Source organism: Achromobacter sp. ACM05 (assembly GCF_019218915.1).
Classification (GTDB): Bacteria; Pseudomonadota; Gammaproteobacteria; order Burkholderiales; family Burkholderiaceae_B; genus Achromobacter; species Achromobacter animicus.
On the sequence record NZ_JAHUWQ010000005.1, the window covers coordinates 247663 to 268893 of the forward strand.

Here is a 21231-nt window from a genome sequence, read left to right on the forward strand (position 1 = left end):
GCGGGCCTGCACGCCCGATCGTTCCGAAGCGGACTCAAAGGCCAATCAGCGCGGCGTGAATCCGTGGCGCAGCAAGTGATAGAGGTTGCGCAGCATGCCCGCAGTGGCGCCCCAGATGAAGTGCTTGCCGTACGGCATGCCGTAATACTGGCGCACCCGTCCGTCATCGAGCCGGGCTTCATAAAGGCGATGATTGGCCGGGTCCATCAGGAACGACAACGGCACCTCGAACACCTCGGCCACTTCGAACGCGTCGGGCGCCAGTTCAAAACCCGGCCGCACCAGCGACACCACGGGAATGATCGAAAAGCCGGTCGCCGTCAGGTACGGCGGCATGCTGCCCAGGACTTCGACATGATTGGCCGGCAGGCCCGTTTCTTCTTGGGCTTCGCGTAGCGCCGCGTCCACCGGCGTGGCGTCGCTGGTCTCGATGCGACCGCCGGGAAAGCTGATCTGGCCCGCGTGGTCGTGCAGATGCGCCGCGCGCTGCGTCAGCATGATGTTCACGCCCTCGTCGCGCGTCACCAGCGGGATCAGCACGGCAGCGGGCACAGGCGTGCCCTCGCGGCCGGGATAGCGAAGATCGTTGTCGCGCGACAGCTCCAGCGTCCAGGTGGACGGCTGGCTCAGCGTGCCGCGCAGGGAATCCGGCGTCAGCAGGCGGGTGGGCACGGGCGGCAGCGATTCGTTGGCCACCACCCACGGTTGCGTCGCCGGATCGAATCCGGGGCGCGCCAGCGGCCGTCGAGGCCGCGCGGAGGACGAGGTTTCAGACATACGCTCAGAAGTAAGAAAAAAGGCACCCTCGCAGGTGCCTTTTTAACCCGGAAAACCGTGCCGGACGGAAACGCGGATTGGCGTGAACGTCCGACACTGTCAGGGCCGTGTACCGATAAGCGATCAAGCCGCGGGGGCTTGCTTGCTGACCAGCTTTTCCTTGATGCGAGCCGACTTGCCCGAGCGCGAGCGCAGGTAGTACAGCTTGGCGCGGCGCACGTCGCCGCGGCGCTTCACTTCGATGCTGGCGATTTGCGGCGAGTACAGCTGGAACGTACGTTCCACGGCTTCACCCGACGAAATCTTGCGCACGGTGAACGCGGAGTTCAGGCCGCGATTGCGCTTGGCGATAACAACGCCTTCGAAAGCCTGCACGCGCTTGCGGGTGCCTTCAACGACGTTGACGCTCACGATGACGGTGTCACCAGGAGCAAATTCAGGCTTGGCTTGACCGCCGGTCAGACGGGCAATTTCTTCCTGTTCCAGGATAGCGATGAGGTTCATGTGAACTCCTAGATCATCATGTCTTTGCGGACTAAAACTTTTGCCGATCGATGTTGTTCACGCCCGGCTTTCGCGTGGCCCAGGATTCCAGACTGAAGAATCAAGATTGCGGCCACATCCGGCCTGGTGCGTGTGCATGGCAACCTGTCCGCTAGGTAAGCCGCAATGCGTAAGCCGCAATGCGGTTTTCCTGTTGGCGTGTATTGCGATGCTATGCCGCAAGCAGAGGATGAGTTTTGGCAAACCGATGATTCTACACCAAAAATTCCCCAGAGCCTCGGGTAACATGTGCGCCTTGAGCACGGTTTGCGGTACCCTTTCAACTCCCTGTAACAAACACGTCATCTGACGCTGTTCCCTCATGTCGTACTCGTCCCTGATATTGGTCGTCCTGGCGGCGATGGCCCACGCCACGTGGAACCTCCTTGCCAAGCGCGCGGCCATGGTGGGCGCGCCGTTCGTCTTTGCCTACGGCTTGTGCGCGACGGTGCTGTATGCGCCGTGGGTGATCTGGGTGCTGATGCACGACGGCATGAACTGGACCTGGCCCGTCGTCGGCGCCATCCTGACATCCAGCCTGTTGCATCTGGGCTACAGCCTGTGCCTGCAGCGCGGCTATCAGGTGGCCGACCTGTCCGTGGTGTATCCGATTGCGCGGGGCACCGGCCCCCTGCTGTCGACGACAGGCGCTTTCCTGCTGCTGGGCGAACCCGCCACCAGCACCGGCATCACCGGCATGCTGTGCGTCGTGGCCGGCGTGCTGCTGATCGCCACCCAGGGTCGGCTCGCCATCTTCAAGCAGGCGCAGGCGTGGATCGGCGTGCGTTGGGGCGTGGTGATCGGCCTGTTCATCGCGGCCTATACGGTGGTGGACGCGTACGGCGTGAAAGTGCTGCTGATCAGTCCGGTGCTGTTCGACTGGTTTACCTGTGTGACCCGCACCGCCATGATGACCCCGCATATGCTGCGCCGCCCCACCCAATCGTGGGAATCCATGCGCGGCCATTGGCATCTGGCACTGGCCGTGGGGTTTCTGTCGCCGCTGGGGTACATCCTGGTGCTGTATGCGCTGCGCAACGGCGCGCCGCTAAGCCTGGTGGCGCCTGCCCGGGAAATGTCCATGATGCTCGGCACCCTGGCCGGCATGTTCCTGCTGCGCGAAAAAGTGGGCGTGGGCCGTCTGGCTGGTTGCGTGTCCATTCTGGCGGGCGTGATCCTGCTGGGATCGAGCTGACCGCCGCCGCGGGTCGTCAGAAGCCAGCGGCCATCAGAAGCCGCCAGCCACGCCCAACCACATCAGGCCGGGGATCATCGCGCCCCAGGCCAGCACCAGCACTACGTCCGTAATCATGGCTTTCATCGTGAGCTGATGGGCCACCGGCTGCGCCTTGGCGTCTCCGATGCTGTGATTGCGCGCCGCAGCGGCGGGCGCGGCCGGCGTGGAAGTGGCGGCGTCGGCGACGGGCAGACCCGCCAGTACGCCGGCCGCCGGAAGGCCGGCCGCCGGGACGCCAACCGCTGGAGCACTGGCCACCGGCGCGACGGCCTCCCCTGCCGCGCCCGAGACTTCCTCGGGGGTGGGCGCCGGGGGGAACGGCCAGCGGACGGGCATGCGCGTCGACCGTGCCGGCTGGCCGGACATCGTGCCGCTCCAGGGCATGGCCATGCCGGTCAGCCGGGCGCAGAAGGTGCGCGCGCGGTTGGCGCCGCGGCGCAGCGGATTCAGGGAAACGACAAGCTCATCCGGCAGGACGGAAAAATCAGCGGTGTTCATGGGAACTCCTTGGATAAACGTTCCAGCGCCGAGGCAAATCGCCCTGGCATGCACCCGAGGCAACAGCAGCCTGCGGTCAATCGAACAAAGACAATTGGCCGGCCGCCATGGCGCGCAACTGGCGCGCACCGCGCCCGTACGCGCCGCTGACCGCGGGCAAACCACCAGGAAAAGGGACCCCTGAAGACGCTTTCGCACCAACCGGGGATTGAAAATCGGTAGCGGCATTGGCGGAGCCGGCCGCGTTGCCGGCGCCAGCCGAGCGGGCATCGCCAGCAACGCTGGTTGATCCCGACGGCGTTGCGGCTACGCCGGTTGCAGCACCCGCTGCGTCAACCCCTGCAGCTCCGGACGCCGCGCCATCGAATAGCGACGCTGAGGCACCGGGCCCCGCGGGCGGCACGAACCGGCTGCAATCGAGCGACAGGCGCGTACGGTTGAGTCCCAGCTTGCGCGTGGCGACCGCAAAGCGCTGGCGCAGCAGGTCGGCCCAGATGCCTGTGCCACGCATGCGCGATCCGAAGTTGGGATCGTTGCGGCGGCCGTTGCGCAGGTCTTCGATGCGGTGCAGGACGCGTTGGGCGCGGTCCGGGTAGTGGGCGTTGAGCCAGTCCTCGAACAGGGTCTTGACCTCCCAGGGCAGGCGCAGGACCGTGTAGCTGGCGTAATGGGCGCCGGCCGCCTTGGCCTCCTGGAGGATGTGCTCCATGGATTCGTCGTTGATGAACGGGATGACCGGGGCCACCAGCACGCCCACCGGCACGCCGGCGTCGGTGAGGCTGCGCACCGCTTCCAGGCGGCGCCACGGCGCGGCGGCGCGCGGTTCCAGCGTGCGGGCCATGCCGGCATCCAGCGTGGTGATGCTGATGTAGACCACCACGAGATTCTGCTGCGCCAGAGCCGCCAGCAGGTCCAGGTCGCGGGCAACCAGCGCGTTCTTGGTGACGATGGTGACCGGGTGACGGGTTTCAAGCGCCAGTTCGAGCATGCCGCGCGTCAGGCGCCAGTCGCGCTCGATGGGCTGGTAGGCGTCGGTGGCCGAGCCGATATTGATGGGCGACGGCTTGTAGCCGGGGCGGGCCAGTTCGGCGCGCAGGGCCTCGACCGCATTGGCCTTGGCGACCAGCCGGGTTTCGAAGTCCAGCCCGGGTGAATAACCCAGGTAGGAGTGCGTGGGCCGGGCATAGCAGTACACGCAACCGTGCTCGCAACCGCGGTACGGATTGGCAGCCACTTCAAACGGAATGTCAGGGGAATCGTTGCGCGACAGGATCTTGCGCGCCTCTTCTGCAGTGACCGTGGTTTTAGGGGCGGCCGGCGTGGAGCGCGTGTCGGGCAGGATGGGGATGACCGTGGCGCGGGCAGCAGCGCCTGCAGTCTGTTCAACCGCAGCGGCTTGACCGGCAAACGATGAAATATCGGGAAAGGAATCGGGGACAGAATCGACGAAGTCGGCAGGCAGACCGGAAGCGGACCAGCCGTCGTCGACCTGCACGCGGTCATCGCGCTGAAAGCGATGCCGAACATTAGTAACCGCACCCCGACCGCGCAAGGCGGCGGGGGCGGCAGCCGGGGACCCAGAACCGGCGGGAAAAGAATGATCGGTGCGTGCCATAAAAACTACTGTACAAAAACACAGTGGTTTTGACAAGCACCAAAAGCCTTTTCGTAAGACAGCCCAACTTTACCGCAAGAAGAAGACATCGTCTGAACAATTCGATTTCATCTTGCGATATGGCCCGGAAACCCGCGCCAGCATTGGGTTTGGACGAAAAACAACACGAAAAAACGGGCCGCGCGGGCCCGCCTTTCGTCCAAAATTGCGGTTTACCGCAGCATGCCCGCCGCGGCCGTCTGATGTGTGGCTTCGTCGATCAGAATGAACGCGCCGGTCACCGCCACATCGTCATAACGATCAACCGCCAGCGACTCGCGCGTCGTCAACGTCACGCGTCCGATGTCGTTCATGCGCAAGGTGCCTTCTGTGTTCTCGACCTCCTGCAATTCATGGATGTCCCGATGCGACAACACCGCGCGCACCTTCGCCGACGTCAGCCGCGTGCCCGACTTCAGCAGATACTTGCGCGCAGGATTCAACGCCTGCGCATCGAGCCAGCACAGTTCGGCCTCGAACTCGCGCGAGACCTGCGCCGGCGCGGCGGTGTGCACGATCACGTCACCGCGCGACACGTCGACGTCGCGGTCCAGCACCAGCGTGATCGAATCGCCAGCCACCGCTTCATCCAGCGTACGATCAAACGCACGCACTTCCTGCACCACCGCCGTCACGCCCGACGGCTGCACCGTCACTTCGTCGCCGGGGCGCAGCACGCCGCTGGCGACGCGGCCGGCATAGCCGCGGAAATCATCCGCGCGATCGCCGCCATGACGCGACACCCACTGCACCGGAAAGCGCAGCGGCAAGGTGCGGCCGTCGCCCGACAGATCCAGCGATTCCAATAGGGCGAGCAGCGGTTGCCCTTCGTACCAAGGCGTCTTGGCAGACAACGTGACGACGTTGTCGCCGCTCAGCGCCGACAGCGGCAGCGCGTCGAAGTGCGGGATGCCCAGCTTGACCGCCAGGTCCGCATAGGCATCGCGGATGCGTTCGAATACCGCGCGGTCCCAGTCCACCAGGTCCATCTTGTTGACCGCCACGACGATGTGGCGGATGCCCAAGAGACGCGCGATGGTGCTGTGCCGCTTGGTCTGCGGCAGCAGCTTGCCGTCGGCGGCGCGGGTCGCGTCGATCAGGATCACGGCAACGTCCGCGGTCGACGCGCCGGTCACCATGTTGCGCGTGTACTGCTCGTGGCCGGGCGCGTCGGCGATGATGAACTTGCGCGTGGGCGTCGAGAAGTAGCGGTAGGCGACGTCGATGGTGATGCCCTGCTCCCGTTCGGCTTCCAGGCCGTCGGTCAGCAGCGAAAAGTCGATGCCGTCGCCCGCCACCCGCTTGTGCTTGGCGCGCGAGATTGCGTCGAGCTGGTCGGCGAAGACGCCCTTGCTGTCGTACAGCAGGCGGCCAATCAGCGTGGATTTGCCGTCATCGACGGAGCCCGCCGTGATCAGCCGCAGCACGCCGGTGTCGGCGCCGGAAAGAAAGGAATCGTTCAGTGCATTCATGTGGTTCCCCAGGCGCCGGCTTGCGCCGGCGCGTCAGCTCATTCAGAAATAGCCTTCCTTCTTGCGGCGCTCCATAGAGGCCTCGGAAGTCTGGTCGTCCATGCGCGTGGCGCCGCGCTCGGTGATGTCGGTCACGGCGGTCTCGGCGATGATGGCCATGGTGTCGGCGGCGTCGGAGGCGACCGGGCAGGTACACGAGATGTCGCCCACCGTGCGGAACCGGACTGACAGGCGCTCAACCTGTTCGCCTTCCGCCGGCGGCGTCAGGCGGGTAACGGGCACCAGCAGGCCCTTGCGGCGCACCACCTCGCGCTCGTGCGCGTAGTAGATCGGCGGCAGCGCCAACTGTTCGCGCTGGATGTACTGCCAGACATCCAGCTCGGTCCAGTTCGAGATCGGAAAGACGCGCATGTTCTCGCCGCGATGCACGCGGGTGTTGAACAGGTTCCAGAGTTCGGGGCGCTGAGCCTTGGGATCCCACTGCCCGAACTCGTCTCGGAACGAAAAGATGCGTTCCTTGGCGCGCGCCTTTTCCTCGTCGCGACGCGCGCCGCCGATGCAGGCGTCGAACCCGAACTCCTCGATGGCTTCCAGCAGCGTCACCGCCTGCGCCGCGTTGCGCGAATCGGTCTCGCGGCGCAGCACGACGCTGCCGCGCTTGATCGAGTCTTCGACGCTGCGCACGATCAGGGTTTCGCCCAGCTCGGCCGCGCGGGCATCGCGAAAGGCGATCACCTCGTCGAAGTTGTGGGCGGTGTCGATGTGCATCAGCGGGAACGGAAAGCGTCCCGGCCGGAAAGCCTTTTCGGCCAGGCGCAGCAGCACGACGGAGTCCTTGCCGCCCGAAAAGAGCAGGACGGGCTTTTCGCATTCGGCGGCGACTTCGCGCAGGATGAAGATCGCTTCCGATTCCAGCCAATCCAGGTGGCTGCGTTGGATCACGGCAGACATAGATATTCCCCTAAAACAATTTTGAATTCATGGCCGCGCTCAATCTGCGCGCGCCGCAATGGTGATGACCCGGTTGCCCGCATGCAGGCCGCATTCCTTCGAGTCGGACGACTCCCACCACCAGCGCCCTGCCCGCAGGTCTTCGCCGGGGCGGATGGCGCGCGTACAGGGTTCGCAACCGATGGACGGGTAGCCCTGGTCGTGCAGCGGGTTGTACGGAATGCCGAGCGCGCGGATGGCGGACCAGATGTCGTCCTCGCTCCACTCGGCCAGCGGGTTGAACTTGTAGAGGCCGAAGGTCGCGTCGTCCTCTTCCAGCAGCAGCTCGCCGCGCGTCGTGGACTGGGCGCGCCGTTGCCCCGTGATCCAGGCGCCGCGGCCGGCCAGCGCGCGCTTCAAGGGCTCGACCTTGCGGATCTGGCAACAGGCCTTGCGCAGATCGACGCTTTCGTAAAAGGCATAAGCGCCGTGCGCCGCGACGTGCTCGTCGACCGCCGCCTGAACGGGCCGGTACACGGTGACCTCTCGGCCATAGCGCTCCCGCACCGCGTCCAGCACGCCCAGCGTCTCGGCGTGCAGGCGGCCGGTGTCCAGCGTGAACACTTCCAGGTCCAGGCCGCCGTCGTAGATGGCGTGGGTCAGCACCATGTCTTCGGCCGCCAGCGACGACGCCAGCGCGGCGTCCGGATAACGGCGCTGGATGTCCGCCAGGCGCTCGGTCAGATCGCGCCAGCGCGCCGCCAGCGCCGGGGTCAGTTCAACGGAGGTATCGGTCGTCGTCATGGCTGCACCGCAAAGATGCGCGCCCGGCGGGGACGCGCGAGCAGGATTTCGCCGTCCCGCAGATTCAGCTCCTGATACAGCGACTCGGGCACCTCGGCTTCGATGATCGCGTCCGTGTCCTGGCGGGCCAATTCCAGATACGCGCTGGGACCGGCCAGATAGGCGTGCGACAGACGCACCGGAATGCCATCCGCGCCAGCGCGATAACGCTCGACCTCGAACTCGTGCGGGCGCACGTACGCGGTGGCGCGCTGCGCATCAGCCTGCGCCAGCTCGGGCGCGGGCAGCGACAGGCCGGCGCCTTCAAACACGCCACGCGTGGCGGTGCCCTGGAGCTGGTTCACGTCGCCCAGGAAGCCGTAGACGAACGGGGTGGCCGGACCTTCCCAGACTTCGCGGGGCGTGCCCACCTGCTCAATGCGGCCGGCGTTCATCAGCACCACGCGGTCCGAGACTTCCAGCGCCTCTTCCTGATCGTGCGTGACGAACACGCTGGCCACGTGCAACTCGTCGTGCAGCCGCCGCAGCCAACGGCGCAATTCCTTACGGACCTTGGCGTCCAGGGCGCCGAAAGGTTCGTCCAGCAGCAGCACGCGCGGCTCGACCGCCAGCGCACGCGCCAGGGCAATGCGTTGACGTTGTCCGCCCGACAATTGCGCCGGATAGCGGTCGGCCAGCCAGTCCAGTTGCACCAGGCCCAGCAGGTCGTGCACCTTGCGCTTGATCTGGTCCTCGGACGGGCGCTGCGAACGGTGCTTGACGCGCAGGCCGAACGCCACGTTCTCGAACACCGTCATGTGCTTGAACAGCGCGTAGTGCTGGAAAACGAATCCCACCTGGCGCTGGCGCACGTCCACCGCGGTGGCGTCCTCGCCGGCGAACAGCACGCTGCCCGAATCGGCCGATTCCAGCCCGGCGATGATGCGCAGCAGCGTCGTCTTGCCGCAGCCCGACGGGCCCAGCAGCGCCACGAGCTCGCCGGTTTCGATGTGCAGCGACACGTCGTTCAGCGCGCGGAACTGTCCGAACCGCTTGGATAGATTGCGTACTTCGATACTCATGCCTGTCTCCTTGTCCGGCCGGCCACGTCAGGCAACCGCCGGCTTGATGGCTACCGCGGCGCCGGGATACTCCACCGGCTGGTCCGCGTTCTGCTGCATGCGCGCGTTGCGCCACTCGACCACGTTCTTTGCCACCAGCGTCACCAGCGCCAGCAGCGCGAGCAGCGAGGCAACGGCGAACGCCGCGGAATACTGATATTCGTTGTAGAGAATCTCGACATGCAGCGTCATCGTGTTGGTCAGCCCGCGGATCTGGCCCGACACCACCGACACCGCGCCGAACTCGCCCATGGCCCGCGCATTGCACAGGATCGCGCCGTACAGCAAGCCCCACTTGATGTTCGGCAGCGTCACCCGCCAGAAGATCTGCCAGCCGCTCGCACCCAGCGTCAGCGCCGCCTGCTCTTCCTCGCTGCCCTGCGCCTGCATCAGCGGGATGAGCTCGCGCGCGACGAACGGAAAGGTCACGAACAACGTCGCCAGAATGATGCCGGGCACCGCGTAGACGATCTTGATGTCGTGGGCCTGCAGCCATTCGCCAAACCAGCCCTGCGAGCCGAACAGCAGCACGAACACCAGGCCCGCCACCACCGGCGACACCGAGAACGGCAAGTCGATCAGCGTGATCAGGAACTGCTTTCCGCGGAACTGGAACTTGGTGATGGCCCACGCGGCGGCGACGCCGAACACCAGGTTCACCGGCAAGGCGATGGCCGCGACCAGCAACGTCAGCCGGATGGCCGCCCAGGCGTCCGGCTCGACGATCGCTTCAAGATAAAGCGCCCATCCCTTGCGGAAGGCCTCGGCAAACACGGCCGCCAGCGGCACCAGCAGAAACAGCGCCAGAAATCCCAGCGCGATGAACAGCAAAACGCCGCGCACCCAGCGCGGCTCGGTCAAATGCGCGGGACGATCCGGTGCGCTCATGACTGCCTCCCCAGGCCGCGGCGCGCCTGCCAGCCCTGCAACAGGTTGATGATGAGGAGCAGCACGAACGACAGCACCAGCATCACGGTCGCGATGGCGGCCGCGCCGGCGTAGTCGAACTGCTCCAGCTTGGAAATGATCAGCAGCGGCGTGATCTCGGACACCATCGGCATGTTGCCGGCGATGAACACCACCGACCCGTACTCGCCCACCGCGCGCGCGAACGCCAGCGCAAAGCCCGTCATCAGGGCCGGCATGATCGTCGGCAGCAGCACGCGCCGGAAGGTCTGCCAGCGATCCGCGCCCAGGCTGGCGGCGGCCTCTTCGATTTCGCGCTCCACGTCTTCGAGCACCGGCTGCACCGTGCGCACGACGAACGGCACCCCGATGAAGATGAGCGCGATGACGATACCCAGCGGCGTGAACGCCACCTTCAGGCCGAACCAGTCGGACAGCGGCCCGCCCAGCCAGCCCTTCTGCGAATACAGCGCGGTCAGCGCGATGCCTGCCACGGCCGTCGGCAGCGCGAACGGCAGGTCGACCAGCGCATCCAGGATCTTCTTGCCGGGAAAGCGATAGCGCACCAGCACCCAGGCGACGACCGTGCCGAACACCAGGTTCACCAGCGCGGCGATGAACGACGCGCCGAAAGTCAGCTTGTACGAGGCCATCACGCGCGGCGCGGTCACCGCGTCCCAGAAACCCTGCCATCCCAGGCCGGCGCTCTTGATGGGCAAGGCGGCCAGCGGGATCAGCACGAGCACGCTGAGATACAGCACCGCGTAGCCCATGGAAATGCCGAATCCGGGCAGTACGCCCGGGCTGTTGCGCCGAACGGCAAAAGGCGCTTGCGCGCCGATTGCCGCCGGGTTCGAGGCTGAAGTCATGGCCGTCGTCCGAACGTTATGCAGTTACTTCTTCTGCGGCTGGTAGATCTGGTCGAAGGTGCCGCCGTCGCTGAAGTGATCCTTCTGCGCCTTGCGCCAGCCGCCGAAGATCTTGTCGTCGATGGTGACGAGCTTGACCTTCGGGAACTTGGCTTCGTATTTGGCGGCGACCGTCTTGTCCAGCGGCCGGTAGTAGTTCTTGGCGATGATTTCCTGCGCGGCCGGGGTGTACAGGAATTCCAGATAGGCCTGCGCGGCGGCGCGGGTGCCCTTCTTGTCCACGACCTTGTCAACGACTGCCACCGGCGGCTCGGCCAGGATGGACAGCGACGGCACAACGATGTCGAACTTGTCCGGACCCAGTTCTTCCAACGCCAGGAAGGCCTCGTTCTCCCACGCCAGCAGCACGTCGCCCACGCCGCGTTCCACGAACGTCGTGGTGGCGCCGCGCGCCCCGGTATCCAGCACCGGCACGTGCTTGAGCAGATCGCCAACGAAGGCGCGTGCCTTGTCCTCGCTGCCGCCGTTCTTCTCCAGCGCATACGCCCAGGCGGCCAGATAGTTCCAGCGGGCGCCGCCCGAGGTCTTGGGATTGGGCGTGATGACCTGCACACCGTCCTTGAGCAGATCGTCCCAGTCCTTGATCTGCTTGGGGTTGCCCTTGCGCACCAGGAACACGATGGTGGACGTGTACGGCGAGCTGTTCTGCGGCAGGCGGGCCTGCCAGTTCTCGGGCAAGAGACCGCGGTCGGCGATGGCGTCGATGTCGTAGGCCAGCGCCAGCGTCACCACGTCGGCTTCCAGCCCGTCGATCACCGAGCGCGCCTGGCGGCCGGAACCGCCGTGCGACTGGCGGATCGTCAGATCGACGTTCGCCTTTTCCTTGTACTGCTTGATGAAGGCGTCATCGATCGCGCGGTAGAGCTCGCGCGTCGGATCGTAGGACACGTTCAGCAGCGTCTGCTTCTGCTGCGCCTGCGCCGGCGCGATCGCGGCAAATGAAACCGTCACTGCGGCCAAGGCGGCCAACCAACCGGCTTTCCTGAAAGACATCCCTTGCTCCCTGTGATCTGCAATGTGGAGGCAAGTTTGCGTGTTGGCCGATCTGAACGGAACGAATCATTATTTGGTTGCTCATCGCCAAGAGGCATATAGGACAGGCATCCCAACAACGAAAAACCGCCGCGATCCTCTATGAAGATCGCGGCGGTTCAGGCGGCGCGGGACCGCGTTCAAGCCGGGGGGCCAACCCCCCATTTTTCGAATTTACTTATTCGGTTGCGGCGTGATGCGCAGGTACGGACGCACGGCCTTGTAGCCCTTCGGGAATTTTTCCTTGATCACCGCTTCGTCCTGCAGGGACGGAACGATGATGACGTCGTCGCCGTCTTCCCAATTGACCGGCGTGGCCACGCTGTGGCTGTCGGTCAGCTGCAGCGAATCGATGACGCGCAGGATTTCATTGAAGTTGCGGCCCGTGCTGGCGGGATACGTGATGGTCAGGCGGACCTTCTTGTTCGGATCGATGACGAACACCGAACGCACGGTCGCCGTGGCGCTGGCATTCGGGTGGATCATGTCGTAAAGCTCGGAAACCTTGCGATCCTTGTCGGCGATGATCGGGAAGTTGACCGTCGTCGATTGCGTGTCGTTGATGTCTTCGATCCACTTGGCGTGCGAATCGGCGCCATCGACCGACAGGGCCAGGACCTTCACGTTGCGCTTGGCGAACTCGTCGGCCAGTTTGGCCGTGTAGCCCAGTTCGGTCGTGCAAACCGGCGTGAAATCGGCCGGATGCGAGAACAGCACACCCCAGCTGTTGCCCAGGTACTCGTGGAAGCGGATCTTGCCAGCCGAGGATTCCTGCTCGAAATCGGGGGCGACGTCGCCCAGGCGTAGTTGACTCATGATGTCTCCTGTACGGGATTCAGTTGTAGGGACCGGCTGACGGTCCGGCATGGACTGCAGCGGGCAATCGCGTTTCGTGGCGGAGGTTGCCGTGTGACGTTACCGCGTGTGAAACGATTCTTCCATCAAACCTTTAGGCGAGGAAATACGCAAGTCATATAACCTTATGCAATATTCGCAGCCGTCTTAACGGCGAGCGCTGGCGGCCCCTGCCACCGGGTCAGCTCAAGTGATAGGCCAGCGACACGATGATCGGTCCCAGCACGGGCAGCAGCACGTTGGCGATCGCGTATGTCACCGTGTAGCCCAGCAGCGGCACGGAGCTGCCGCTGGCGGTCAGGATGGCGCTGATGGCCGGGGTGCTGACATGCTGCCCGGCAATGGCGCCCACCAGCAGCGGCCCCTCGATCTTCAACAGCTTGTGTCCCACCCACAGCGACAGGCACGCGGGCCCCAGCGACACCAGCAGGCCGATCAGCGGCAGCACCGCCCCATGCTCGCGGATCAGCGACAGCGCATCCGGTCCGGCGGACAAGCCCACGCAGGCCACGAAGATCGCCAGACCCAGGTCCTTGAGCAATTGCACCGCATGGGCCGGCATGTGCCCGATCGACGGCCGCTTGGCGTTGATCCAGCCGCACACCAGACCGCTGACCAGCGCCCCGCCCCCGCTGCCCAGCGAGACCGGAATCCCCCACAGTCTTGCCCCCAGGCTGCCGATCATCAGCCCGGCAAGAATGCCAAACGCCAGAAACACCAGGTCCGTCACGCCGCTGCGGCGCAATTCGGAACCCAGCGCGGCGCCCGCCTCGGACAGCTCGGGCTCCGCCCCCACCAGGGTGACCAGATCGCCGAACTGCACCACGGTCGCCGGCGTCAGGGGCAGCACGTGGCCGGAGCGCGAGATGGATTGCAGGAACACGCCTCGCGCGCGTCGTGCATTGGGCCGCAAAGCCAGCTCGCCCACCGTGTGGCCGTTCACGGTCTTCTTGCTGACGATGACCTGCAGCTCGCTCAATTGCAGGTCGTCCGCGTGCGCTTCGGGCAACTGGATCTCCGGACCGATCACCGATCCGGCGCGCAGCGCAAAGCGGCGTAATCCCAGCACCACCACGATGTCGCCCGTCGCAAGCACGTAGTCGGGCGTGGCGTCGACGGCCTCGCCGTTGCGCAGGACGCGGCTGATCACGGTGCGCCCGCCCAGTTGCGCCTCCACGTCGCCCACCCGCTTGCCGTCCACGTCCTTGACCACGTGGGCGCGTCCCACCAGACGCGGCAGCGTCGGCAGGCTGGCCTCGTCGTTATCGCCGGGCGCCGCACCCAGCTTGGCCTCCAGCGCCTTGGACGCTTCGCGCAAATTGATGCGCAGCAACGCGGGCGCCACCTGGCTGGTGAAGAACACTATGCTGATGAGGCCCACCAGATAGGTCAGCGTGTAGGCCGTGGCGATGTTGGCCTCCATGCGCTGCACTTCCGCGTCCGGCAGGCCCAGGTGCTTGAGCGCCTCGGCGGCGGTGCCCACCACGGCCGATTCGGTCGCAGCGCCCGCCGCCAGGCCCGCGGCGGTACCGGCATCCAGCCCGAACAGTGGGACGGCCGCCAACACGATCGTCAGCACCAGCACCGCCTCGATCAGCGGCAGGACGACATAGCGCAGGCTGGACCGGTTTAGGTTCGCGAAGAACTGCGGGCCACCGGAGTAGCCCATGGCGAAGATGAACAGCGCAAACGCGACCTCCTTCAGGTCGCCGCGCATCTGGCAGCCCGTCTGGCCGATCAGCAGTGCGACGATGAGCGTGCCGCACACGCCGCCTAGCTGTATCGGCCCGACCTTCAGCTTGCCGATCAGGTATCCCAAACCCACCGTGACGAACAGCACCGCGATGGGAACGCTATTGAAAAACCCGACCGAACACGTCATGAGTCCACGCCGCCCTGTTGTTGCCTGCTCTGCGGTTGCCTGCTTTGCGGTTGCTTGGCCTGTGGCAGCCCGCGTCGCCCCCAACCGACTGCACGGTTGCCGGCGTCGCGGTTGCCTGTCTCTCGGTGGCCTACTTTGCGGTCGCCTTCTTGGCCGACTTGGCTGCCGTGTCTGCCTTTTTCACGGCCTTCTTCACGGCCTTCTTGGCCGCAGTCTTGCCGGCAGCCGCGCCCTTCTTGGCTGCCGATGCCTTGACCGTCTGGCCCTTGCCCGCGGTCGGGCCGGAGCGCACCAGCTCGGACGCCTTCCACGCTTCGACGTACTCGGTCGCGGATTCGACCATGTACTTGCCGATCTTGGCGTAGTCCGCATCGTCCAGGTTCGCCAGCGAGATCCGGATCGACCACGGCGGCCCGCCAAACCCGCCGCCGTCCATCAGCACCACGCCCGTCTTCTCCGCCAGGCGGAACAGGAAGTCCACCGGCTCGTAGTTGTCGATCATGTACTTGCAGAACGCATCGCCGTACATGATCTTGGCCCAGACCATGAAGTCCAGTTCGACGTAATACCAGCCGCGCATCGGATCTTCCGGCGGCATCGGGATGCCCAGCCCGCGCCACAACGCGTCGCGTCGGCTGCGCACGATCTGCATGGTCAGGTGCTTGTAGGCGTCCTTCAGGTCCAGCAGGTGCGACAGCGCAAAAAAGCCCATCTGCACCTGCTGCGGCAAGGACAGCCCCGCCGTATGATTCAGCGCCACCTCGCGGCTGTCGGCAACCAGGCGGTCGATGAACTTCAGCTTTTCGGGCTCCATCGTCATGGCGCCGTAGCGCTTGTCCAGGCGCTTTTTCCAGGACGCGGGCAGCTCGGCGATGCGCCGGTCCATCGTGTTGTTTTCGTGCGTGGCGATGACGCCCAGGCGCCAGCCGGTGCAGCCGAAGTTCTTTGAGAACGAGTACACGCAGATGGTGTTCTGCGGCACCTCCGCCATGAGCGAGCGGAAGTTCGGCACGAAGGTGCCGTACACGTCGTCGGTCACCAGCACCAGGTCGGGATTCTTGCGGATGATGCGCACGATCTGCTTCATCTCGGCAGGGCTGAACGCCACCGACGGCGGGTTGCTGGGGTTCACCGTGACCGCCAGCTTGATCTTGGGATCTTCCAGTTTGGCGATTTCCGAGGCCGGATAATGCCAATCGTGCGTGCCGTCGGCGCGCAGGCTGCTGGCGTTGATGCCGACGATATTGAACTGGAAGCGCTCCAGGTGCGCGATCTCGATGTAGGGCGTGAACGTCGGCAGGAACAGCGCAATGGTGTCGCCCTGCTTCAAAAGGCCGTTGACCATCAGCGAATCGAAGATGTAGCACATGGCGGCTGTGCCGCCTTCCACAGGGAAGAGGTCGAACTTGCCCTTGGGCGGGCGGCCGTCGCACATTTCCTTGATCAGGTAGTCGTGGATGATCTGCTCGGTGTGCACCAGCGCGCGCGGCGGCACGGGATAGTGGTCGCCGATGATGCTGTCGGTCAGTTCATGGATCCACTCGTCCGGATCGAACCCCTTGATCTTGACGCCGTATTCCAGCACCCCGACCAGAAAATCGTAGCCGTCCTCGCTCTTGTGCTTGGACAGAAACTTGCGCAGCCGGTCGGCGCATCCCTTCTTGGCCGGCATGCCCGCCAGGATGCCCTCGTCGCGCACCCGGCGCGCCTCTTTCATGGCGAACCGGCCCATCAGGAAGAAGGCGTCCCGCGGCTCCGTGGCGATCCAGTTGGGATTGCCTCGGCCCGCATTCAACATGGACGCCGCAGCAGACTGCTGGCTGTCCTTGGCCAACGTGATCAGGTAGTCCTTCAGTTCGAACGGTGAGAGTTGCTCCAGGTCGCGTTGGTGGGAACGCGTGGTCTTCAGGGCCGAGGCCAGGCTGACGGTGACAGGCGCAGTGGAAGCCATTTTGTGTACTCCTGGTGTGCGTGTTGACAGGCGCCATCAAGTCGAGCGCCGTTACGATTGCCGCGCTTCTATCCAGCACCCGCAAGCCGGCGCTTGCGGGCAGTCCTGCTAAGCCATGAGCATGACGATGACAATGCCCCAGATGATGAGCAGGGTATTGCCGATGGCGTAAGGCACCGTGTAGCCAAGCGCCGGGACCTGGCTTTTCGCCGTCTCGGTGATCTGGCCGATCGCCGCGGTGGTGGTCCGCGCCCCTGCGCACACGCCTAATGAGATGGCAGGGTGGAACTTGAAGACATAGCGGGCAATGAGCACGCCCAGAATCATCGGAATGCTGGTGGCGATGACGCCCGCGATGAACAGCTTTGCGCCCAGCTGCTGGAAGCCCTGCACAAAGCCCGGTCCCGACACGATACCCACCACCGCGACGAATGCGGTCAGGCCCACCGATGTCAGGAACCAATGCACCGGCTCGGGCACGCGCCCGAACGTTGGATGCACCGACCGCAGATAGCCGAAGATGAGGCCCGAGATCAGCGCGCCGCCCGAGGTGGAGAGCGTGATCGGAATGCCGCCCACCGTCAGCACCAGCGTGCCGAACAGGCCGCCCAGCAAGATGCCAAAGCCCACGAACACCATGTCGGTCTGGTTGGTGGCGCGGTCCACGTAGCCCAGCTTGCTGACCACGCGTTCGACGTCGCGTGTGGCGCCCAGGATGAAGAGGCGGTCGCCGCGGTCCAGTTTCAGGCCCCAGTTGACCGGCATCTCGTGGCCGCCGCGCACGACCTTGCGCAGGAACACGCCGCGGCCCAGTTGGCGCACGGTCTCGTTTTCGGCAAGTTCCTTGAGCGTCTTGCCGGCCACGTTCTTGTTGGTCAGCACGACTTCGACGATCTCCGCCGGCAGGTTGATGACGTCGCGGTCCTCGACCTCGGTGCCGATGAGGCCCGAGGCCTGCAGCACCAGCGCGTCATGGCGGCCCGTCACGCCGAGCACGTCGCCGGCCTGCAACGCGGTGCTGGAGTCGGCATCGATGATCTGGTCGCCGCGGCGGATACGCTCGACAAAGACACGGGCATCCACGAACTTCGCTTCCAGTTCACCCACCGTCTTGCCCACATATTCCGTATGGTCCAGCCGGTAGGCCCGCGCGGTGAACTTGCGGTAGCCCGACAGCTCCATCGAATCGGCCCCGCCGGACATCTTGGCCTCGTAGTCCTTGCATTCCTTCACGATGTCCACGCGCATCAGCTTGGGACCGAGGGACGCCAGCAGCCAGGCGCTGCCAACCGTGCCGAAGATGTAGCAGACCGCGTACGCGACGGGAATGTTGTCGATCCACTGCTTCTTGGTCGCCGCGTCAATGGACAGGCCGTTGATCGTGTCGGTCGCCACGCCCATGACCGCCGATATCGTCTGCGCGCCGGACAGCAGCCCCGCGCCGGTCCCGGCATCAAAGCCGAATCCGATGGCGGTCACCCAGGTAACCAGCAGGCAGAGCACGCAGATGATGACGGCAAATATGACCTGGGGCAGGCCATCGCTTTTCATGCCGCGGAAGAATTGCGGTCCGACGCCGTAGCCAAGACCAAAAAGAAAAAGCAGGAAGAACACCTGCTTGAGAATGGGAGCAATCGAAATGTTGAGCTGGCCGACCAGCACGCCCACCAATAATGTCCCGGTCACTGCGCCCAGATTGAATCCGAAGATTTTCTTGGACCCGATCCAATAACCCAGGCCCAGGGTCAAGAAAATCGCCAGCTCTGGGAACTTACGTAGCGTGTCAAAGAACCATTCCATCACGAATCTCCTTCGTTCTGTACAGGTCAAGCACAATCGCAAACGGTGAGTAGCGCGAAGTACGTTATCAGAGTCTTTCAGAAAATCAAAGATTTTCGAATATCTGAAATAAATGCGTGGCGCGTCCGCAAAAAAAACCGCGGACCCGAAGGCCCGCGGTTTTGATCGAACCGGCTGAAACTTACAGCGCGTTCGTCAGCTCGGGAACGACCGTGAACAGGTCGCCCACCAGGCCGTAATCGGCGACGCCGAAAATCGGCGCTTCGGCGTCCTTGTTGATCGCAACGATGACCTTCGAATCCTTCATGCCGGCCAGATGCTGGATGGCGCCCGAGATGCCGACGGCCACGTACAGCTGCGGCGCGACGATCTTGCCGGTCTGGCCAACCTGCCAGTCGTTCGGCGCGTAGCCCGCGTCGACCGCGGCGCGCGAAGCGCCTAGTGCGGCGCCCAGCTTGTCGGCCAGCGGATCCAGGATCTTGAAGTTTTCGGCGCTGCCCAGACCACGGCCGCCCGAGACCACGACGCGCGCGCCGGCCAGTTCGGGACGATCGCTCTTGGCGACTTCGCGGCCCACGAACGTGGACAGGCCGGAATCGGCCACGGCAGCGGCGTCTTCGACCGAGGCGGAACCGCCTTGGGCAGCGACGGCGTCAAAGCCGGTCGTGCGCACGGTGATGACCTTGACGGCGTCGGCCGATTGCACGGTGGCAATGGCGTTGCCAGCGTAGATCGGGCGCTGGAACGTGTCGGCGGATTCGACACCGATGATGTCGGAGATCTGGGCCACGTCCAGCTTGGCGGCAACGCGCGGCGCCACGTTCTTGCCCGACGCGGTGGCCGGGAACAGGATGTGGCTGTAGTTCGAGGCCACGGCCAGCACCTGCGCCGCGACGTTTTCGGCCAGACCGTCCGCCAGATGCGGGGCATCGGCCAACAGCACCTTCGCCACGCCAGCGGCTTGGGCAGCCTGGTCGGCCACGGCGCGCGCGTTGGCGCCGGCGACCAGCACGTGCACGTCGCCTCCGATCTTGGCGGCGGCGGCGATGGCGTTCAGGGTTGCGCCCTTGAGTTGGGCGTTATCGTGTTCGGCAATAACCAGCGTCGTCATGATCAGACCACCTTCGCTTCGTTCTTGAGTTTGTCCACCAGCGCCGCGACGTCGGCAACCTTGATGCCGGCCTTGCGGGCGGGCGGCTCGCTGACCTTCAGCGTCTTCAGGCGGGGCGCGGGATCAACGCCCAGGTCCTGCGGCGTGACGGTGTCCAACTGCTTTTTCTTGGCCTTCATGATGTTCGGCAGCGTGACGTAGCGCGGCTCGTTCAGGCGCAGGTCGGTGGTCACGATGGCGGGCAGCTTGAGCGACAAGGTTTCCAGGCCGCCGTCGACTTCACGCGTCACGGTGACCTTGCCGTCGGCCAGTTCGACCTTGCTGGCGAACGTGGCTTGCGGCCAGTCCAGCAACGCGGCGAGCATCTGGCCGGTCTGGTTGGCGTCGTCGTCGATGGCCTGCTTGCCCAGGATCACGAGCTGGGGCTGTTCCTTGTCGACCAGCGCCTTGAGCAGCTTGGCGACAGCCAGCGGTTGCAGTTCGGCATCGGTCTGGACCAGCACGCCGCGATCGGCGCCGATGGCCATGGCGGTGCGCAGTGTCTCCTGGCATTGCGCAACGCCGCAAGAAACCGCCACGACTTCAGCGACCGCGCCCTTTTCCTTCAGGCGGGTGGCTTCTTCGACGGCGATTTCGTCAAAGGGGTTCATGGACATCTTCACGTTGGCGATATCCACGCCGGTCTGATCAGACTTGACGCGCACCTTGACGTTGTAGTCAACGACGCGCTTGACAGGTACCAACACCTTCATCCCGCTGCCTCCAATTGGAAAATAATGACCCGGCTTTGCGCCGGGATCGCATTGCACAATTTTTTCCTGATTCTACAGCTTCGCCAGCGCCCGTATGTGCGCGACCACGCTGCGGCCCAGGGCCGACAAGTTGTAACCGCCCTCGAGCGTGCTCACGATCCGGCCCTGACAGTGGCGGTCAGCCACGTCGACAAGCTGCTCGGTGATCCAGGCATAGTCCGCCTCGACCAGCCCCATCTGCCCCATGTCGTCCTCGCGGTGGGCGTCAAAGCCCGCAGACACGAGGATCAGTTCGGGGCGGTGCGCTTCCAGCCGCGGCAGCCACGTGTCCGTGACGATAGTCCGGACCGCGGCGCCCGCCGTGTAGGCAGGCACGGGCACATTCAGCATGTTGGCGGCCGGGTGATTCGCGCCGCTGTTGGGGAAGAACGGATGCTGGAAAAAGCTGCACATCAGCACCCGATCATCGCCGGCGAAGACGTCTTCCGTGCCGTTGCCATGGTGAACGTCAAAATCGACAATCGCCACGCGCGTCAGGCCGTGGAAGTCCATGGCGTGCTGCGCCGCAATGGCGACGTTATTGAAAAAGCAGAATCCCATGGCCTGCGATCGGCAGGCGTGGTGCCCCGGCGGACGCACCGCGCAGAAGGCCGTACGCGCCTCGCCGCCCAGCACCGCGTCGACCGCGGCCACCCCGGCGCCCGCGGCATGCAGCGCGGCTTCGTAGGTGTGCGGGTTCATGAGGGTGTCGGGATCGATAGGGTAATACCCTTGGTCCGGCGTATGTTTCTGCAAACTGTCCAGGTACTGGACAGTGTGCACGCGCAAGAGGTCATTGCGGGACGCCTGCGGCGCCTGCCGGTCATCCAGATAAGGCATCAATCCGCTTGCGAGCAACTGATCGGAGATGGCGTCCAGCCTCTGGGGGCTTTCCGGATGCCAGCTTCCCATTTCATGCAAGCGGCATGCCGGGTGGGTAAGATACATGGTCTCCATAA

At 64.8% G+C, this 21231-nt stretch carries 19 protein-coding genes; 1 reads left to right on the forward strand and 18 read right to left on the reverse strand.

The features are described 5' to 3' along the window. Window positions 1–45: 45 nt before the first annotated feature. Complete coding sequence (locus KW836_RS25890) at window positions 46–777, reverse strand: CoA pyrophosphatase (protein WP_175137478.1); 732 nt, start codon at window positions 775–777, stop codon at window positions 46–48. A 123-nt stretch (window positions 778–900) separates the two neighbouring features. Continuing rightward, window positions 901–1281, reverse strand: a complete 381-nt coding sequence (gene rplS / locus KW836_RS25895; protein ID WP_175124715.1) for a 50S ribosomal protein L19 — start codon at window positions 1279–1281, stop codon at window positions 901–903. Window positions 1282–1642: 361 nt separating this feature from the next. On the opposite strand from rplS, the gene KW836_RS25900 reads away from it, so the two are divergent. Further along, window positions 1643–2515, forward strand: a complete 873-nt coding sequence (locus KW836_RS25900; protein WP_218345137.1) for a DMT family transporter — start codon at window positions 1643–1645, stop codon at window positions 2513–2515. A gap of 33 nt (window positions 2516–2548) precedes the next feature. Here KW836_RS25900 and KW836_RS25905 read toward each other — a convergent pair whose 3' ends face one another. The 16 genes from KW836_RS25905 to KW836_RS25975 all read right to left on the reverse strand — a co-directional run bounded on the left by KW836_RS25905 (window position 2549) and on the right by KW836_RS25975 (window position 21229). Next, a complete protein-coding gene (locus tag KW836_RS25905; protein ID WP_218345138.1) occupies window positions 2549–3055 on the reverse strand; it encodes a hypothetical protein in 507 nt (168 codons plus the stop codon). Window positions 3056–3131: 76 nt separating this feature from the next. Beyond that, entirely contained in the window at window positions 3132–4670 is a 1539-nt protein-coding gene (locus KW836_RS25910; protein ID WP_304505135.1) for a PA0069 family radical SAM protein, read from the reverse strand. Window positions 4671–4882: 212 nt separating this feature from the next. Next, window positions 4883–6181: a sulfate adenylyltransferase subunit 1 gene (locus tag KW836_RS25915; RefSeq protein WP_218345139.1), complete on the reverse strand. Its 1299-nt coding sequence runs from the start codon at window positions 6179–6181 to the stop codon at window positions 4883–4885. Window positions 6182–6223: 42 nt separating this feature from the next. After that, window positions 6224–7132 (reverse strand): sulfate adenylyltransferase subunit CysD, encoded by a 909-nt coding sequence (gene cysD, locus KW836_RS28020; protein ID WP_175137476.1) that lies wholly within the window; start codon window positions 7130–7132, stop codon window positions 6224–6226. A gap of 39 nt (window positions 7133–7171) precedes the next feature. Further along, a complete protein-coding gene (locus tag KW836_RS28025) occupies window positions 7172–7915 on the reverse strand; it encodes a phosphoadenylyl-sulfate reductase (RefSeq protein WP_175137475.1) in 744 nt (247 codons plus the stop codon). Continuing rightward, window positions 7912–8976: a sulfate/molybdate ABC transporter ATP-binding protein gene (locus KW836_RS25925; RefSeq protein WP_175124718.1), complete on the reverse strand. Its 1065-nt coding sequence runs from the start codon at window positions 8974–8976 to the stop codon at window positions 7912–7914. The genes KW836_RS28025 and KW836_RS25925 overlap by 4 nt, the downstream gene beginning before the upstream one ends. Window positions 8977–9003: 27 nt before the next feature. Then, entirely contained in the window at window positions 9004–9903 is a 900-nt protein-coding gene (gene cysW, locus KW836_RS25930; protein ID WP_218345140.1) for a sulfate ABC transporter permease subunit CysW, read from the reverse strand. Continuing rightward, complete coding sequence (gene cysT / locus KW836_RS25935) at window positions 9900–10790, reverse strand: sulfate ABC transporter permease subunit CysT (protein WP_218345141.1); 891 nt, start codon at window positions 10788–10790, stop codon at window positions 9900–9902. The genes cysW and cysT overlap by 4 nt, the downstream gene beginning before the upstream one ends. A 24-nt stretch (window positions 10791–10814) precedes the next feature. Continuing rightward, a complete protein-coding gene (locus KW836_RS25940; RefSeq protein WP_175184322.1) occupies window positions 10815–11843 on the reverse strand; it encodes a sulfate ABC transporter substrate-binding protein in 1029 nt (342 codons plus the stop codon). Between the two features lie 213 nt (window positions 11844–12056). Continuing rightward, window positions 12057–12698 (reverse strand): peroxiredoxin, encoded by a 642-nt coding sequence (locus KW836_RS25945; RefSeq protein WP_175124722.1) that lies wholly within the window; start codon window positions 12696–12698, stop codon window positions 12057–12059. Between the two features lie 220 nt (window positions 12699–12918). After that, window positions 12919–14619, reverse strand: a complete 1701-nt coding sequence (gene aspT, locus KW836_RS25950) for an aspartate-alanine antiporter (protein ID WP_175124723.1) — start codon at window positions 14617–14619, stop codon at window positions 12919–12921. 130 nt (window positions 14620–14749) lie between these two features. Next, the gene (locus KW836_RS25955) at window positions 14750–16570 is read right to left on the reverse strand and encodes a bifunctional aspartate transaminase/aspartate 4-decarboxylase (protein ID WP_218345142.1); all 1821 of its coding nucleotides are present in this window, start codon (window positions 16568–16570) and stop codon (window positions 14750–14752) included. 108 nt (window positions 16571–16678) lie between these two features. Next, the gene (gene aspT / locus KW836_RS25960; RefSeq protein WP_218345143.1) at window positions 16679–18370 is read right to left on the reverse strand and encodes an aspartate-alanine antiporter; all 1692 of its coding nucleotides are present in this window, start codon (window positions 18368–18370) and stop codon (window positions 16679–16681) included. A gap of 181 nt (window positions 18371–18551) precedes the next feature. Next, window positions 18552–19481, reverse strand: a complete 930-nt coding sequence (locus KW836_RS25965; protein WP_056567625.1) for an electron transfer flavoprotein subunit alpha/FixB family protein — start codon at window positions 19479–19481, stop codon at window positions 18552–18554. A 2-nt stretch (window positions 19482–19483) separates the two neighbouring features. Continuing rightward, window positions 19484–20233 carry an electron transfer flavoprotein subunit beta/FixA family protein gene (locus tag KW836_RS25970; protein ID WP_056322273.1) on the reverse strand — a complete coding sequence of 250 codons (750 nt, stop codon included), beginning with the start codon at window positions 20231–20233 and terminating at the stop codon, window positions 19484–19486. Window positions 20234–20305: 72 nt separating this feature from the next. Beyond that, a complete protein-coding gene (locus KW836_RS25975) occupies window positions 20306–21229 on the reverse strand; it encodes a histone deacetylase family protein (RefSeq protein WP_175124735.1) in 924 nt (307 codons plus the stop codon). Between the last annotated feature and the right edge of the window lie 2 nt (window positions 21230–21231).